A 15,402-nucleotide genomic window follows, 5' to 3' on the forward strand; every position below is an offset into this window, starting at 1 on the left:
CTTAGAACTGCTCCTCTCGATAAGGGTCGGGATATCCTAGCCTTTGCATGATGACGGTTTCAAGCGTCTCCATGGTTTCGGCTTCGTCGTCTTGCTCATGGTCAAAGCCCTGCAAGTGCAGCATGCCGTGCACCAGCAGGTGGGCGTAATGGGCTTGCAGCGGCTTGTTTTGCTCGGCCGCCTCTTTTTCCACCACCGGCGCGCACAGCACCAGGTCGCCGATCAGCGGCAGGCCGGGCACCGGCTCGCCCTCGTTGAGGGCGAAGCTCAGCACATTGGTGGCGTAGTCCTTGCCGCGGTAGTCGCGGTTCATCTGGCGGCCTTCGTCGGCGTCCACGATCAGGATGCTGACCTGGGCCTGTTTGACGCCGGCTTGCAGCGCCGCCTGGCTCCAGCGGCGCAGGTCGGCCGGCCGCGGCAGCGCCGCGGTTTGGCTGCGCACGTCCAGGCTCAGTTCCAGGCGCGCGGCCAGGCGCGCCAGCAGCGGGTTACGCTTGGCTCTTTTCATCTTGCTTGCTTTGGTATTGGTCGTAGGCGTCGACGATTTTCTGCACCAGCGGGTGGCGCACCACGTCGTCGCTCTGGAAATGGTGGAAATGGATGCCGCGCACCTTGTCCAGGATGCGCTCCACCTCGACCAGGCCGCTTTTCTGATGGCGGGCCAGGTCGATCTGGGTCACGTCGCCGGTGATCACCGCCCTGGAGCCGAAGCCGATGCGGGTCAGGAACATCTTCATCTGTTCCGGCGTAGTGTTCTGCGCCTCGTCCAGAATGATGAAGGCGTTGTTCAGCGTGCGGCCGCGCATATAGGCCAGCGGCGCGATTTCGATCAGGTTCTTCTCGAACAGCCGGGTCACGCGGTCGAAGCCCATCAGATCGTACAGCGCGTCGTACAGCGGCCGCAGATACGGGTCCACCTTCTGCGCCAGGTCGCCGGGCAGGAAACCCAGCTTCTCGCCGGCTTCCACCGCCGGGCGCACCAGCACGATGCGCTTGACCGTGTCGCGCTCCATCGCGTCCACCGCGCAGCCCACCGCCAGATAGGTCTTGCCGGTGCCGGCCGGGCCGATGCCGAAGGTGATGTCGTGTTGCTGGATGGCCTTGATGTAGCGGCTCTGGCGCGGCGTGCGGCCGCGCAGATCGCCGCGGCGGGTCACCAGCACCGGCGCGTCTTCGTCGTCGGCGGGCGCCGCGGCGCCGTTGGGCGCGTGGCGGCGCAGCTCCACCAGGCACAGTTGCACGTCGTCTATCGACAGCTCCTGTTTTTCCGCCAGCAGATAGAGCCGGGTCAGCGCCTCCACCGCGGTCTTGGCCTGTTCGCCTTGGACGCGGAAGCTTTCGCCGCGGCGCTGCACCGTCACGTCCAGGCCGGTTTCTATCTGTTTCAGATTTTCGTCCAGCGGGCCGCACAGGCGGGCCAGCCGTTCATTGTCGACAGGGTTGAAGCTCAGGGGTTCGGCGTGCGATGTAGTCATGCGGCTCGTAGTCTGGGTCGTTGTCGGCGGCCCGCGGCGGGGCGGGACGACCGATGGACAAGGGTTAAGGCTGCGGCGTTCATCAAATGTTCCGCAGACAATCCAGTTCCGGCGCGCTCATGCTGGCGTGGAACTCGGTGATCTCGTAGCGGGCGAGGCCGGCGACGGCGAACGGATCGCGCGCCAGCAGGGCTTCCAGCTCGGCGCGTTCGCCGCGCGCCAGGATCACGCCGCCGGTGCGCGGGCTTTTGCGGCCGGAGGCCAGCAGCAGGCCGGAGGCGTAGCCCTGCCGCAACCAGGCGACGTGCGCTTCCAGCTGCGCGTCGATGTCGGACAGCGGGGCGATATAGCTTAGCGAAACGATGAACATGGCGGCGTCAGCGTGAGTGCAAAGCGCCAAGCATACGCCCGCCCGCGGCGTCCGGCGCGAAAAAATGGCGGACGGGCCTCATGCTCAGACGGTTTCCGCGATCAGCGCCTCGCCCACCAGCGAGTGCGGGCGGGCTTCGGTGATGCGCACGTCCATCATCTGATTCAACAGCCGCGGGTGGCCGACGAAGTTGACCACGCGGTTGTTGGCGGTGCGCGCCGCCAGCATGGTGGCGTCTTTCTTGGACACGCTTTCCACCAGCACGCGCTGCACCGTGCCCACCATCTCCTGGTTGATGGCGAAGCCCTTGGCCTCGATCACCTCGTTCAGGGCTTCCAGCCGGCGCACTTTTTCCGAGTGCGGCGTGTCGTCCGGCAGGTTGGACGCCGGCGTGCCCGGACGCGGGCTGTAGATGAACACGAAGCTGAAATCGAACTCCATGTCCTTGACCAGCTTCAGCGTTTGCTCGAAGTCGGTCTCGGTCTCGCCGGGGAAGCCGACGATGAAGTCGGACGACAGGCACAGGTCCGGCCGCAGCGCGCGCAGCTTGCGGATGATGGACTTGTATTCCAGGCCGGTGTAGCCGCGTTTCATCGCGGTCAGCACGCGGTCGGCGCCGCTTTGCACCGGCAGGTGCAGATGCGACACCAGCTTGGGCAGCTTGCCGTAGCAGTCGATGATGCGCTGGCTGAATTCGCGCGGGTGGCTGGTGGTGAAGCGGATGCGCTCCACGCCCGGCACCTCGTGCACGTATTCCAGCAACAGCGCGAAGTCGGCGATTTCGCCGTCGGCCATCGCGCCGCGATAGGCGTTGACGTTCTGGCCCAGCAGGGTGATTTCCTTGACGCCTTGCGCGGCCAGGCCGGCGATTTCGGTCAGCACGTCGTCGAAGGGGCGGCTGACTTCCTCGCCGCGGGTGTAGGGCACCACGCAGAAGGAGCAATACTTGGAACAGCCTTCCATGATGGAGACGTAGGCCGCGCCGCCTTCCACCTTGGCCGGCGGGATGTGGTCGAACTTCTCGATCTCCGGGAAGGAGATGTCCACCTGCGAGCTGCCGCTGGACTGGCGCGACTTGATCAGCTCCGGCAGCCGGTGCAGCGTTTGCGGGCCGAACACCACGTCGACGTAGGGTGCGCGCTTGACGATGGTTTCGCCTTCCTGCGACGCCACGCAGCCGCCGACGCCGATGATCAGGTCGGGCTTGGCCTCTTTCAGCGGGCGGATGCGGCCCAGGTCCGAAAACACTTTCTCCTGCGCCTTTTCGCGCACGCTACAGGTGTTGAACAGGATGATGTCGGCCTCTTCCGGCTTGTCCGTTTTGACCATGCCTTCGGAGTCGGACAGCACGTCCGCCATCTTGTCCGAGTCGTACTCGTTCATTTGGCAGCCAAACGTCTTGATGTATACCTTTTTCATTGCGGCTAGATTCCAGCGTGTTTCTGTCAGTTCCCGCCGGGCCGGGCCCGGCAGGCGCCGCCGCGGGCGGCTGAGGTTATCGGGACGGTTGGGCGGCCGCTTCGGCTTCCCTTTGCTTCAGCAGCTCCACTTCCTCGGGGCGCAGCACCCAGATCCGGTTGATCTGGCCTTGCATATTGAAGGTGACGCCCACCGGCCGGCCTTCCAGGCCGTCCAGTTGGCCGCGCAGCAGGAAACGGTTGTTCTCGTCGAAGATGCGCAGGCCGGGCGCCAACGGGAACTGGCGTTCCGAGCGGATGAAGATGCCGAGCAGGCTTTCCAGCAGCGAGCGGTCTTTCTTGACGAACTCGATGGTGGCGTCGTCCGCGGCGCGGACCGTGCCGGCCTTCAGTTCCATCGGCAGCAAACGGCCGGCCAGGGCCGGGGCGGCGAGCCATGCCGCGCACAGGGCGACTATGAGTATTTTCATAAGGAATTGAATACGTTGCGCGCGATTCTATCATAGCTTGGCCTGGGGGCTGGCCAAATCTTCCTTGCAGCATAGGCGTTTTGGCGTGCCGGCGCGGCCCGCATTTAGAACCTGTTCTTAGAGCGGGCGTTGCATGCCGACCGCGCCTTCGCCATAAGTCCGGCGGGTGTAGTCGTCGCGCGCGCAGGCCTGGTAGCCGAAGCGGCGCCAGTAGCGCGCCGCGCCCTGCACCGCCACCAGCCGCGCCTGGCGCAAGCCGCGTCGGCGGCCCTGGCCCAGAACGGTTTGCACCAGGCGCGGTCCCAAGCCGTGGCCGCGCGCGTCCGGATGCAGCGCCAGATCGTGGATGAACAGGGTGTCGGCCGCGTCCGGCGACAGCCGGTGGCGCGAGGCCAGCGCGTCGCGGCTCTCGATCAGCGACGGCGGATAGCAGTGTTGCTGAACTTGCAGCACGGCGGGAAAATCTTGAACTTGCATCGGGCGCAGGACAATGGCGTCCTGCCGGCGACAGACTGCGGACATCGGGTGCGGCCAATCCATGAAAGACAAAAAGCAAAGCGCGCGGCCAAGGCCGCGCCGCGTCGAAGGCGGCGATTATAGCCGGGCGGGGAAGGCGGAGCCAGTCGGCGCCGCCGAGGATTGCATGGGCGCGGCCCTGCCGCCTATACCACAGCAAGACGCAATGCCAGACGAGTGTGTGGCGGGAGCATGATGCGATGACGATACCTGCGCCGGTGCGGCCGCTGGAACAAGATTTCGACGCTTATCTGATCGACGCTTTCCAATGGCGCAGCCTGGGTTTCCAGGGCGTGGGGGTGTTGGGCGCTTTGGGCTTTCTGCTGGTGCGCCGCCTGTACGGCGGCATGGTGCCGGGCTGGCTGTTCCTGGCGGTGGGCCTGGGCCTGGGCGGCTTGATCCTGTTGCAGATCGCGGCGCGGCGCGGCCGCTCCCTGCTGTTGTGGCAGGTGCTGTTCGCCATTGGCTATTGCCTGGCGATGAAACGCGCGCTGGACGCCGGCGGCTACGGCGAATACCTGCTGTTGCCGACGCTGGGCGTGTCGGCGCTGGTGATGTCGATCAGCATGTCCAGCGTATGGCACACGCTGAGCTTTTGGGGGCTGCTGCTGCTGGTGTTCGATCCCGCGCGGGTGTTTCTGCGCTGGGGCGGCGAGCAGGCGATTTACGGTTTCGGCTTTCTGGCCATCATCATCGGCGGCATGGTGCTGGTGCATCTGCAGGTGGTGCAGACGCTGCGCAGCAATCATCTGTTGTTGAACAAGCTGAGGCGGCAGGCTTTTTACGATTCGCTGAGCAGTCTGCCCAACCGGCGTTCCTTTCTGCAGCAGGCGGAGTACGCGCTTGGGCACGATGACATCGTTTTCTACCTGGCCATCATCGATATCGATCTGTTCAAGTGCATCAACGACACCCACGGCCACGCGGTGGGGGATCAGACGATACGCGAGGTCAGCGCCTTGCTGGCCGAAACCTTTCACGACCAGATCTACGGCCGCATCGGCGGCGAGGAATTCGGCGTGCTGCTGGCGGCGCGCAGCGACGCGGCGGGGCAGGCGCGGCTGGAGTGTTTCCGCCAGCAGGTGCGCGCCGCTCCCTTTCCCCATGGCCAGGTGACGGTCAGCGCAGGCGTTTGCCTGGTGGGGAACGGCGGGCTGCAGCAGGCTTTCCATCGGGCGGACCAGGCGCTGTACCAGGCCAAGGCCGGCGGCCGCGACCGGGTGATCGCCTGGCAAGCGGCTTGAGAAGCCGCTGGCGATCCGCGGCGCCGGCATTGAATTTCTGGCGGAAAAATGGTCTATTCCTCATCCGCCTTTTCATCGAGTCGTCCGCTATGTCGCATTGGCTGTCCCAGATCGATCCCGATTCCGTTCGCCGCACCCCGCTGGGCGCGCGCGGCCACAATCTGCTGCTGACGCCGCTGGCCGCGCCGCGGTCCTTGCCGCTGAGCGCGGAGGAACAGGACATGGTGCGCGGCTGGCTCAAGACGCGGCGCGACCGCGCGCGCTGGAGCACCTTGTTGGCGCCGGCGGACAGCCCGACCTTGGCGGAGAACCTGTTGCGCCGCCTGCTGGAGGCCGGCTGGTGCGAGGTGGAGCTGCACGCCGAAACCGGGCTGCGCTTCCAGCCCTTGCAGCCGTTCTGGGTGCAGTGGCTGGACATGTACGGCCTGCGCCACTTGCTGGGCATGGCCGACGCGCGGCCGCAGGCCGAGGTGGTGGAACTGTGGCGCGGCTGGCAGCCGCGCCATCCGCTGTTGTTGGGCTTGGCGGAAAGCCTGAGCCCGCATCTGCAATCCTCCACGCTGGAGCGCCGGCTGAAGCTGGCCCAGGCGCTGGATCAATGGCTGCTGGACGGTTGCTGGGGCACCGAGCGCCAGTTTTCGCAGCGCGCGCTGGGGCGCAGCAAGGCCTTCGGCGTCGCGGACCGGCAGTGGCTGGCGGAGTTCGGCGTCGACCTGGAGGCCTGCGGCGTCGCCGGCCACACCCCTCACGTTTTCCTGTCCGGGCCGCTGGGCCTGTGGGCCGGGCAGCAATGCCTGCTGTCCGCCGCCTTGTTGCAGCAGGGCGTGGCCTTGGGGCCGGAGGCCTTGATGAGCGTCAGCGCGGTGGAAGGCGCGATCCGCAGCGTGCGCATCGTGGAGAACCTCAGCGTGTTCCAGACGCTGAGCCAGCAGGCGTTGCCGGTGCTGACCATCTGGGTGCCGGGCCAGCCGCACCAGCGCTGGCGCGAGGCGGTGCGCCATTTATTGACTCTGCTGCGGGTGCCGGTGCAGATCGCCTGCGATCTGGCCCCGTCCGGCATCGCCGTCGCCATGGCCGCCGGCCAGGTGGCGGAGCAGGCCGGCCGACCGTGGTCGCCGTGGCGGATGCAGCCGGAGCAACTGACGCTGGCCAACGGCGCCCAGCCCTTGAGCGAGGCGGACCAGGCGCAACTGGCGCGGCTGATGGGCGGCGGCTTGCCGCCCTTGCTGCATGGACTGGCGATGGAGATGCAGGAGCGGCAGTGCAAGGTGGAGCAAGAAGCGCTGTTCATCGAGGACTGGGGAGACTGAGCGCCCCTTGTCCGGCGGCTTGAAAACCGCCGGGCAATCCGGCCGCGACGGCGGACGGCGAGCGGAAAATGGGGGCGGGCGGCGACGCGCCGGCAATGACATTCGGGCAAATTGGGCCGGGTGTGAAAAATCTGCCCGGCGATGGGTACACAGCGGGAAAAAGCTGCGTTATCATCGCCCCCCAAACCCTTGATGGCAAAGGCAAGATATCAGGGTTTTCAGGAATTGAGAGAGGCTGGCGGGGTGTCAGGCACCCCCGCCGGCCTCTTGCTTTTGGGCCGCCGTTTGGGCGCGTGAGCGCGCCGCCAGAAGAAGAGGAACATCCTTCCCATGTTGATTGGCTTCGTCGTCGTCTATCTGCTGCTGTCCGTGGGCATCGGCCTGTTCGCCGCCACCCGCGTGCGCAATGCCCGCGATTTCGCCGTGGCCGGCCGCAGCCTGCCGTTTCCCATCGTCACCGCCATGGTGTTCGCCACCTGGTTCGGCTCGGAGGCGGTGCTGGGCATTCCGGCCACCTTCATCGACAAGGGCTTCGCCGGCATCGTCGAAGACCCGTTCGGTTCGTCCATGTGTCTGGTGCTGGTGGGGCTGTTGTTTGCGCGGCCGCTGTACCGGCTCAATCTGCTGACCATAGGCGACTTCTACAAACAGCGTTTCGGCCGCAATGTGGAGCTGTTCGTGTCGCTGTGCATCATCGCCTCCTACCTGGGCTGGGTGGCGGCGCAGCTGACCGCGCTGGGCGTGGTGTTCAACGTGCTGTCCCAGGGCGCGATCAGCGCCAACGCCGGCATGCTGCTGGGCGCCGGCATCGTGCTGGTGTACACGCTGTTCGGCGGCATGTGGTCGGTGGCGCTGACCGATTTCTTCCAGATGACGGTGATCGTCGCCGGCCTGCTCTACCTGACCTGGCTGATAGGCGATATGGCCGGCGGCCCGGTCAAGGTGCTGCAGCACGCGGCGGCGCAGGACAAGTTCACCATGATTCCCAGCCTGTCGCCCAAGGACGTGGTCGGCTTCGTCGGCGCCTTGCTGACCATGATGCTGGGCTCGATTCCGCAGCAGGATATTTTCCAGCGGGTGATGTCGGCCAAGAACGAGAACGTCGCGGCGCGCGCGTCCATTGTCGGCGGCGGCCTGTACCTGACTTTCTGCATGCTGCCCATCTTCATCGGCTTCGCCGCCACCCTGATCGATCCGACCATGGTCAGCCGCTGGATGCAGCAGGACGCGCAGATGATTCTGCCCAGTCTGATCCTGGAGCGCACGCCGCTGTTCGCGCAGGTGATGTTCTTCGGCGCGCTGCTGTCCGCCATCATGTCCACCGCGTCCGGCACCTTGCTGGCGCCGTCGGTGACCTTCACCGAGAACGTGCTCAGCCGCTTCATCCCGGTGATGTCGGACCGCCAGTTCCTGCTGGCGATGCGGCTGACCGTGGTGGGCCTGGCCATCGTCACCACGGTGTTCGCGCTCTTGTCCGACGCCACCATCTACGAGATGGTGGGCAATGCCTACAAGGTGACGCTGGTGTCGGCGGTGGCGCCGCTGTTCGCCGGCCTGTTCTGGAAGCGTTCGACGCCGCAGGGCGCCTTGCTGGCCATCGCGCTGGGCCTGGGCAGCTGGCTGGCGCTGGATTACTTCGGCCCGGCGGACCCGTTCTGGCCGCCGCAGCTGGTGGGCCTGGGCTTCAGCGTCTTCGGCATGGTGGCCGGCAGCCTGCTGCCGCAGCGCTTGGGGCGCGGGGCGCTGGCGGGGATGGCTCGAGGCTGAGTCAGTGCCGGTTCACGATTTTTTCGGCTAAGGTCATTGCCCAATGCATTGAATCCGCTGCGCGGATGATGGTTTGCATTGCCGGGGCTGCCCGGCGAGCAGGGAGAGGATATTTGCTTGGCCAAATATCCTCTCCACTCCTAAAGGCCACCCTGCAAGCCTGGCCTACGGCTTCCCGCCGGTTCCCGTCAGTACCGAGGCGCGGCTGAACTCGCAGCGCGCTAACGTCGCGCTGCTCGAACAAGCAGCCGCTTAAGACCTCGGGCCTGCCACCCGATGGCAGGCTTGAAGGGACCCGGGGCGCGTCGAATACGCCGTTTCCTTTGTATTAACGATGTGGATACCCGTGGATAAAAAGATCATGAACAGCTTCTTGGAACTCAGATCGTAAACTGGTTCTCAGAAATTGGCCGGGGTGTTGGCGCTAATGATCTCGGCCTCGTCCGGCCCGATATTGCGGAATTTGTGCGGCAGGGTGCTGGGGAAGTAATAACCGTCGCCGGCGGAGAGAATGCTGATGTGGCCGTCCACGGTCAGCTCCACGGTGCCGCGCACTACCACGCCGCATTCCTCGCCTTCCGGGTGGGTGATCATTTCCTTGCCGGTGTCCGCGCCCGGAGAATACAGCTCGCGCAGCATGCGCATCTGACGGTTGGGGTTGGAGGCGCCGATGATCAGCAGCTTCAGGCCGTCGCGGCCCAGGTCCGGTTGCTGTTCGCGGCGGAAGGTGTAAGGGTCGCTGGGCGGCGGTTCGCCAAAGGTCAGGAATTCGGTCAGCGTCATCGGGAAGCCCTGAATCAGCTTCAACAGCGAGCTGATGGACGGGCTGACCCGGTTCTGTTCTATCAGCGAGATGGTGGCGTTGGCCATGCCGGCCCGTTTCGCCAGCTCGCGCTGCGACAGCGCGAAGTGCTCGCGCACTTGTTTGACGCGTAATCCAATATCCATGCCTGTAACCTCGGTGGCGTGCCTTTGTCGGCCTCTGCTTAGTATTTTCGACAATTTTTCGAAATAGCGTCACAGTATACTGATGTCGTCGCCGGCCATGCAGTGCAATTCGCGCTTTCTGGCCGACGACGGCGCATTTTCGACGCCCGGGGCCGCTCCGCCGCGTTCCGCCCGCCTTGTCTCCTCCCCGCAGCCGTTTCTTCCGCTCCGCAGCCTGCGTCTCTTGCCACAGCCTTTCCCGCTTTGCGTTTGATTTTTTAGACAGCGCCGCCGCGCTGCCACAGTATGGAGTCATGCGCGCCGTCCGGCGCGCCGGAGGGACGCATTGAAAGCCTTATTGTGGATGGCGGGACTGGCGGCGCTGTGGCTGGCGTCGCCAAGCTGGGCGCTGAGCTTGTCGGCGGAGGAGCGGGACTGGCTGCGCCGGCATCCGGTGCTGCGCGTGGGCGTGGTGCCGCAAGCGCCGTACGCGGCGCTGGACGCGCGGCGGCAGTCGCTGAGCGGCGCGCACGTGGAGCTGATGAACCGCCTGGCCGCCGAGCTTGGGCTCCAGCTGGCCTGGACCTTTTACCCGAACAAGACGCAATTGAGCGCGGCGGCGCGGGCGGGGCGAGTGGATGTCGCGCCCGGCCTGGAGCAGACCCCGGCCGGACTACGCTACTGGCTGTTTTCCGGCCCCTTCCTGCGCATCCCCTACAAGCTGGTCGGCCGCGGCGAGCCGGCGGCGGCGCTGGAGCTGGAGCAACTGCCCGGCAACGCGCTGGTGGCGGTGCTTGAGCCGGGCGCGGCGGCGGCCTTCCTGGCCGCCAATTACCCGGCCTTGCGGCGCTGGCCGGCCGCTTCGGATCGCTCCGCGCTGCAGCAGGTGCTGCGCCAGCGGGCGGATTACGCGGTGGTGGACGAGGCGCAGCTGAACCAGTTGCTGCGCGAGCCGGAGTTCTCGCCCCTGCGCGCGGTGGGCGACAGCGGAACTACCCGGCTGCTGCGGGTGGCGTCGCGGCAGGACTGGCCGCAGCTGGCGACGCTGCTGGACCGGGCCCTGAGCGCGCTGCCGGCCTCGCAACGCGGCCATCTTTACACGCGCTGGGTGCAGGCCGAGCCAACGCCGCTGGGCGACAGCCTGCCGTTCTGGCGGCGGCTGAGCCAGCTTGCGGGTCTGCTGATCCTGGCCTTGGTCGGCGCGCTGCTGTGGCAGGGCCGGCAGCAGCGACAATCGCGGCAGGCCTTGGCGGCGGCTCGGCAGTCGCTGGCGCAGCGGGAGGCCAGCGCCGAGGCTTTGCGGCTGACCCAGTTCTCGGTGGATCACAGCACGGTGGGCATTCTATGGCTGAACTGGGAAAGCCGGTTGCGCTACGCCAACCAGGCCGCGCTGGCGATGCTGGGCTGCGCGGAGACGCAGGCGGTGGGGCAGCCGCTGTCGCGCTTCCAGCCGGGTCTGGACATGGACGGCTGGCTGGACTTGTGGAGCCGGGCGCGGCGCCGCGGCCTGCTCCAGTTCGAGACCGACGGCCTGCGCGCCGACGGCAGCCGCCTGCCGGTGGACGTCTCGCTCAGCTTTCTGCGCTTCGGCGGCGCCGACTACCTGGTGGCCTTCATGCACGACGTCAGCGAGAAGCGGCAGGCACGCGCCGCCTTGCGGGAAAGCGAGGCGCGTTTCAAGGGGATGGCCGGCAATGTGCCGGGCCTGGTGTTCCGGCTGGAGCGCGGCGACGCGGCGGAAGACCCGCGGCTGGCCTTCGTCAGCGAGGCCAGCCTGGCGCTGACCGGTTATCCGGCCGCGGATTTGCTGGCGCGGCCGGACGGCTTGCAGGCGCTGGCGCATCCGGAGGACGCCGCCAGTCTGAGCGACAGCTGGCGGACGGCGTGGAGCGAGCAGCGCGACTGGGCGTGGCAGGGCCGGATTCTGACCCGCGACGGCGCGGAGCGCTGGGCCGATCTGCGCGCCAGCGCCCGCCGCCACGGCGAGACGGGCATGGTGTGGGATGGCATTCTGTGGGATATCAGCGCCGGCAAGCGCCATGAACTGGAACTGAGCGCGTCGCGCGCGATGCTGCGCGACCTGGCCGCCCACCTCGAGACGGTGCGCGAGGAGGAGAAAGCCCATATCGCGCGCGAGGTGCACGACGAACTGGGCCAGGTGCTGACCGTGCTCAAGCTGGAAACCTCGATGCTGGAACTGAGCCTGGGGCGGCCTGAGGGCGCGGCGGCGCAGCGGCTGGCCAGCATCAAGAAGCTGATCGCCCAGACTTTCGCCCTGGTCCGCGACGTGGCCACCGCGCTGCGGCCGCCCATCCTGGACGCGGGCCTGGCCTCGGCGGTGGAGTGGCAGGCGCGCCGCTTCGAAGCCCGCAGCGGCATACCCTGTCTGGTGTTGGTGCCGGACGCGCCGCTGCGGCTGGACGACGCCAAGGCGGTGGGCCTGTTCCGGGTATTGCAGGAGGCGCTGACCAATGTGCTGCGCCATGCCGAGGCCCACACGGTGACGCTGCATTTGCAGGCGCAGCCGGGCGAGCTGACACTGAGCATTGTCGACGACGGCAAGGGCTTCGAGCGGCGGCCGGGGGAGGCGGGCAGTTCCTACGGCCTGGTGGGCATGCGCGAGCGCCTGCTGATGTTCGGCGGCAGCCTGGAAATCGTCAGCGCGCCGGGGCAAGGCTGCAGTTTGACGGCCCGGCTGCCCTTGCGGCCGGACGAAGGGGAGGAGAAGACATGATTCGAGTGATTGTGGCGGAAGACCACACCATTGTGCGCGAAGGCATTAAACAGCTGATCGGCCTGGCCGAAGATTTGCAAGTGGTTGGCGAAGCCGCCAACGGCGGCGCGGTGTTCGACGCCTTGCGCGCCGCCGCCTGCGACGTGCTGTTGCTGGACATTTCGATGCCGGGCCTGAGCGGCCTGGACGTGATTCCGCGCTTGCGAGCGCTGGCGCGGCCGCCGGCCATCCTGGTGCTGTCCATGCACGACGAGGTGCAGATGGCGGCGCGCGCGCTCAAGGCCGGCGCCGCCGGCTACGCCACCAAGGACAGCGACCCGGCTCTGCTGCTGACCGCGATCCGCAAGGTGGCCGGCGGCGGCCGCTACATCGACCCGCAGCTGGCGGACCGGCTGGTGTTCGAAGTCAATCTCAGCGACGAACGGCCGCCGCATGCCCAGCTGTCCGAGCGCGAGTTCCAGGTGTTCCAGCGGCTGGCGCAGGGCGCCAACGTCAACGAGGTGGCGCAGCTGCTGGCGATCAGCGCCAAGACCGTCAGCACCCACAAGGTCAGGCTGATGCAGAAGCTGCGAGCGCAATCGCTGGCGGATCTGGTGCGTTATGCGATCGAGCATCAATTGTTTTAACGCCCGGCCTGCTGCGGCGCACTAAGAATTTCCCTACAGCGAGCGCCGTTTATCCCGACGGCAAAATCCGCCGCCCGCCGATGGCGGGCGCGCGCCGCGCTCCCTAGCATGGTTGGCGTACGCATTCACTTTCAGGTGCCGCCGCCATGTCCGCAGCCAGCGATGTGCTTGTCCGCTTCCTCGACGTCCAGAAAAGCTATGACGGCGAGAACCTCATCGTCAAAAACCTGAACCTGGACATCCGCCAGGGCGAATTCCTCACCCTGCTGGGGCCGTCCGGCTCCGGCAAGACCACCAGCCTGATGATGCTGGCCGGCTTCGAAACCCCCACCGGCGGCGAAATCCAGCTGGCCGGCCGTTCCATCAACCGGGTGCCGCCGCACAAGCGCAACATCGGCATGGTGTTCCAGAACTACGCCTTGTTCCCGCACATGACGGTGGCGGAAAACCTGGCTTTTCCGCTATCGGTGCGCGGCGTGTCCAAGACGGACATCCAGGACAAGGTCAAGCGGGCGCTGGCCATGGTGCAGCTGGACGCCTTCGCCGGCCGCTATCCGGGCCAGATGTCCGGCGGCCAGCAGCAGCGGGTGGCGCTGGCGCGCGCCTTGGTGTTCGAGCCGCAACTGGTGCTGATGGACGAGCCCTTGGGCGCGCTGGACAAGCAATTGCGCGAACACATGCAGATGGAGATCAAGCATCTGCACCAGCGCCTGGGCGTCACCGTGGTCTACGTCACCCATGACCAGGGCGAGGCGCTGACCATGTCGGACCGGGTGGCGGTGTTCCACCAGGGCGAAATCCAGCAGGTCGACGCGCCGGCCCAGCTTTACGAGCGGCCGGGCAACGCCTTCGTCGCCAACTTCATCGGCGAGAACAACCGGCTGCAAGGCACTTTGTTGAGCCAGGACGGCGAGCGCTGCCTGGTGGAGCTGGAACGCGGCGAGCGGGTGGCGGCGCTGGCGGTGAAGGTGGGCGAGACCGGCAGCCAGGTGTCCTTGTCGGTGCGGCCGGAGCGCGTGCACCTGAACGCGCGCAGCGAGGCCTGCGCCAACCGCTTCTCCGGCCGGGTGGCGGAATTCATTTATCTGGGCGATCACGTGCGGGTGCGGCTGGAGGCCTGCGGCCGCGCCGATTTCTACGTCAAGCAGCCCATCGCCGATCTCGACCCGCAACTGGCGGTGGGCGACGTGGTGCCGCTGGGTTGGCAGGTGGAGCACGCGCGGGCGCTGGACGCGCTGACGCTGCAGGAATAAGCCGGCCTTCCTCGTTGGTTCTTAGAACGTGTTTACGATCTCGCGAGCTACAGCGAGACAAGGCGAATACGGCTGAGAAAGCGGAATGTACAAACGGTACATGAGCATTTCGAAGCAGTTTTCAACGCCGTATCGCCGACGCGCAGCAGATCGTAATCAGGTTCTTATCGCGGCGGCTCCTCCGTTCCGCCGCCCTCGCGCAGGAGAGTGATGATGACACGCTGTAGTTACGCCTTGCCGGCCGCGGCCGTATTGATCGCCGGCCTGGCCGGCGCCGCTCAGGCCCGGGATTTGACCGTGATTTCCTTTGGCGGCGCCAGCAAGGTGGCGCAGGCCAAGGCCTATTACCAGCCGTTTCAGCAAGCCACCGGCATCAAGGTGCTAGCCGGCGAGTACAACGGCGAAATGGCCAAGCTCAAGGCGATGGTGGACACCAAGAGCGTGTCCTGGGACGTGCTGGAAGTGGAGTCGCCGGAACTGGCGCGCGGCTGCGACGAAGGGTTGTTCGAACGGCTGGATTACGCGCGCATCGGCAGCAAGGCCGATTTTCTGCCGGGCGCGGTCCAGGCCTGCGGCATCGGCACCCTGGTCTGGTCCACCGCCTTGGCCTACAACGCCGACAAGCTCAAGACCGCGCCGGCCGGCTGGAAGGATTTCTGGGACGTGAAGCGCTTCCCCGGTAAACGCGGCATGCGCAAAGGCGCCAAATACACGCTGGAAATCGCCTTGCTGGCCGACGGCGTTCCCGCCAAGGACGTGTATCGCGTGCTGGCCACGCCGGCCGGCGTCGAGCGCGCCTTCAGGAAGCTGGCCCAGCTCAAACCTCATATCCAGTGGTGGGAGGCCGGCGCGCAGCCGCCGCAATACCTGGCCTCCGGCGATGTGGTGATGAGCTCGGTTTACAGCGGCCGCATCGCCGCGGCGCGGAAAGAGGGCAAGAACCTGAAGATCGTCTGGGACGGCAGTCTGTACGACTTCGACTCCTGGGCCATTCCCAAAGGCTCGCCCAACAAGGACGCGGCTTACCGCTTCATCGCCTTCGCCAGCAAGCCGGAAAACCAGAAGGTCTATTCCCAGAACATGAGTTACGGCCCCAGCAACAAGAAAACGCTGTCGCTGCTGAACCAGGCGGAGCTGCAGGAGCTGCCCACCGCGCCGCAGAACATGAGGAACGCGATGAAGGTGGATCTGGAATTCTGGGCCGATCATGGCGAAAGCCTGGAGCAGCGCTTCACGGCCTGGGCGCTGCGCTGAGAGAGTGTTTGGCAAGCCACGCCGGCCAAGCCGGCGTC

Annotated in this window: 14 protein-coding genes; 7 read left to right on the forward strand and 7 right to left on the reverse strand. The window is 66.4% G+C overall.

Annotated features, from left to right (window positions below):
* Position 1: 1 nt before the first annotated feature.
* The 6 genes from ybeY to VK98_RS09015 form a co-directional block, all read right to left on the reverse strand.
* Positions 2–508 carry an rRNA maturation RNase YbeY gene (gene ybeY / locus VK98_RS08990; protein WP_048413714.1) on the reverse strand — a complete coding sequence of 169 codons (507 nt, stop codon included), beginning with the start codon at positions 506–508 and terminating at the stop codon, positions 2–4.
* Positions 489–1,475 carry a PhoH family protein gene (locus tag VK98_RS08995; protein ID WP_048413715.1) on the reverse strand — a complete coding sequence of 329 codons (987 nt, stop codon included), beginning with the start codon at positions 1,473–1,475 and terminating at the stop codon, positions 489–491. Before VK98_RS08995 ends, ybeY begins: the two co-directional genes overlap by 20 nt.
* Before the next feature lie 82 nt (positions 1,476–1,557).
* A complete protein-coding gene (locus VK98_RS09000; protein WP_048413716.1) occupies positions 1,558–1,845 on the reverse strand; it encodes a YciI family protein in 288 nt (95 codons plus the stop codon).
* 84 nt (positions 1,846–1,929) lie between these two features.
* Entirely contained in the window at positions 1,930–3,264 is a 1,335-nt protein-coding gene (gene miaB / locus VK98_RS09005; protein WP_048413717.1) for a tRNA (N6-isopentenyl adenosine(37)-C2)-methylthiotransferase MiaB, read from the reverse strand.
* Between the two features lie 76 nt (positions 3,265–3,340).
* Positions 3,341–3,733: a hypothetical protein gene (locus VK98_RS09010; protein WP_048413718.1), complete on the reverse strand. Its 393-nt coding sequence runs from the start codon at positions 3,731–3,733 to the stop codon at positions 3,341–3,343.
* 117 nt (positions 3,734–3,850) lie between these two features.
* Positions 3,851–4,255 (reverse strand): GNAT family N-acetyltransferase, encoded by a 405-nt coding sequence (locus tag VK98_RS09015; RefSeq protein WP_048413719.1) that lies wholly within the window; start codon positions 4,253–4,255, stop codon positions 3,851–3,853.
* A gap of 194 nt (positions 4,256–4,449) precedes the next feature.
* Here VK98_RS09015 and VK98_RS09020 point away from each other — a divergent pair, with 194 nt between their 5' ends.
* The 3 genes from VK98_RS09020 (at position 4,450) to VK98_RS09030 (ending at position 8,570) form a co-directional block, all read left to right on the forward strand.
* Positions 4,450–5,493: a GGDEF domain-containing protein gene (locus tag VK98_RS09020; RefSeq protein WP_156187800.1), complete on the forward strand. Its 1,044-nt coding sequence runs from the start codon at positions 4,450–4,452 to the stop codon at positions 5,491–5,493.
* An 89-nt stretch (positions 5,494–5,582) separates the two neighbouring features.
* Positions 5,583–6,803: a DUF2399 domain-containing protein gene (locus VK98_RS09025; RefSeq protein ID WP_048413787.1), complete on the forward strand. Its 1,221-nt coding sequence runs from the start codon at positions 5,583–5,585 to the stop codon at positions 6,801–6,803.
* Positions 6,804–7,133: 330 nt separating this feature from the next.
* Positions 7,134–8,570: a sodium:solute symporter family protein gene (locus VK98_RS09030; protein ID WP_048413721.1), complete on the forward strand. Its 1,437-nt coding sequence runs from the start codon at positions 7,134–7,136 to the stop codon at positions 8,568–8,570.
* Positions 8,571–8,969: 399 nt separating this feature from the next.
* Here the strand turns inward: VK98_RS09030 and VK98_RS09035 are convergent, their stop codons facing one another.
* Positions 8,970–9,518 (reverse strand): cupin domain-containing protein, encoded by a 549-nt coding sequence (locus VK98_RS09035; RefSeq protein ID WP_048413722.1) that lies wholly within the window; start codon positions 9,516–9,518, stop codon positions 8,970–8,972.
* 325 nt (positions 9,519–9,843) lie between these two features.
* Here VK98_RS09035 and VK98_RS09040 point away from each other — a divergent pair, with 325 nt between their 5' ends.
* The 4 genes from VK98_RS09040 to VK98_RS09055 all read left to right on the forward strand — a co-directional run bounded on the left by VK98_RS09040 (position 9,844) and on the right by VK98_RS09055 (position 15,364).
* The gene (locus VK98_RS09040) at positions 9,844–12,231 is read left to right on the forward strand and encodes a transporter substrate-binding domain-containing protein (RefSeq protein ID WP_197083006.1); all 2,388 of its coding nucleotides are present in this window, start codon (positions 9,844–9,846) and stop codon (positions 12,229–12,231) included.
* Positions 12,228–12,857: a response regulator transcription factor gene (locus tag VK98_RS09045; RefSeq protein ID WP_048413724.1), complete on the forward strand. Its 630-nt coding sequence runs from the start codon at positions 12,228–12,230 to the stop codon at positions 12,855–12,857. Before VK98_RS09040 ends, VK98_RS09045 begins: the two co-directional genes overlap by 4 nt.
* Before the next feature lie 146 nt (positions 12,858–13,003).
* Positions 13,004–14,110, forward strand: a complete 1,107-nt coding sequence (locus VK98_RS09050; RefSeq protein WP_048413725.1) for an ABC transporter ATP-binding protein — start codon at positions 13,004–13,006, stop codon at positions 14,108–14,110.
* A gap of 210 nt (positions 14,111–14,320) precedes the next feature.
* On the forward strand, positions 14,321–15,364 hold the full coding sequence (locus tag VK98_RS09055; protein ID WP_048413726.1) for an ABC transporter substrate-binding protein: 1,044 nt from the start codon (positions 14,321–14,323) through the stop codon (positions 15,362–15,364).
* The last annotated feature ends 38 nt before the right edge of the window (positions 15,365–15,402 follow it).

Origin of the sequence: Chromobacterium sp. LK11 (assembly GCF_001043705.1) — a bacterium.
Taxonomy (GTDB): Bacteria; Pseudomonadota; Gammaproteobacteria; order Burkholderiales; family Chromobacteriaceae; genus Chromobacterium; species Chromobacterium alkanivorans.

Excerpts from the sequence above, each read along its gene's own strand:
- VK98_RS09050 (WP_048413725.1), top strand. The coding sequence starts at position 13,004 with ATGTCCGCAGCCAGCGATGTGCTTGTCCGCTTCCTCGACGTCCAGAAA.
- miaB (WP_048413717.1), bottom strand. The coding sequence starts at position 3,264 with ATGAAAAAGGTATACATCAAGACGTTTGGCTGCCAAATGAACGAGTAC.
- VK98_RS09025 (WP_048413787.1), top strand. The coding sequence starts at position 5,583 with ATGTCGCATTGGCTGTCCCAGATCGATCCCGATTCCGTTCGCCGCACC.
- VK98_RS09030 (WP_048413721.1), top strand. The coding sequence starts at position 7,134 with ATGTTGATTGGCTTCGTCGTCGTCTATCTGCTGCTGTCCGTGGGCATC.
- VK98_RS09015 (WP_048413719.1), bottom strand. The coding sequence starts at position 4,255 with ATGTCCGCAGTCTGTCGCCGGCAGGACGCCATTGTCCTGCGCCCGATG.
- VK98_RS09055 (WP_048413726.1), top strand. The coding sequence starts at position 14,321 with ATGATGACACGCTGTAGTTACGCCTTGCCGGCCGCGGCCGTATTGATC.
- VK98_RS09035 (WP_048413722.1), bottom strand. The coding sequence starts at position 9,518 with ATGGATATTGGATTACGCGTCAAACAAGTGCGCGAGCACTTCGCGCTG.
- VK98_RS08995 (WP_048413715.1), bottom strand. The coding sequence starts at position 1,475 with ATGACTACATCGCACGCCGAACCCCTGAGCTTCAACCCTGTCGACAAT.
- VK98_RS09010 (WP_048413718.1), bottom strand. The coding sequence starts at position 3,733 with ATGAAAATACTCATAGTCGCCCTGTGCGCGGCATGGCTCGCCGCCCCG.
- VK98_RS09020 (WP_156187800.1), top strand. The coding sequence starts at position 4,450 with ATGACGATACCTGCGCCGGTGCGGCCGCTGGAACAAGATTTCGACGCT.
- VK98_RS09000 (WP_048413716.1), bottom strand. The coding sequence starts at position 1,845 with ATGTTCATCGTTTCGCTAAGCTATATCGCCCCGCTGTCCGACATCGAC.
- VK98_RS09045 (WP_048413724.1), top strand. The coding sequence starts at position 12,228 with ATGATTCGAGTGATTGTGGCGGAAGACCACACCATTGTGCGCGAAGGC.
- ybeY (WP_048413714.1), bottom strand. The coding sequence starts at position 508 with ATGAAAAGAGCCAAGCGTAACCCGCTGCTGGCGCGCCTGGCCGCGCGC.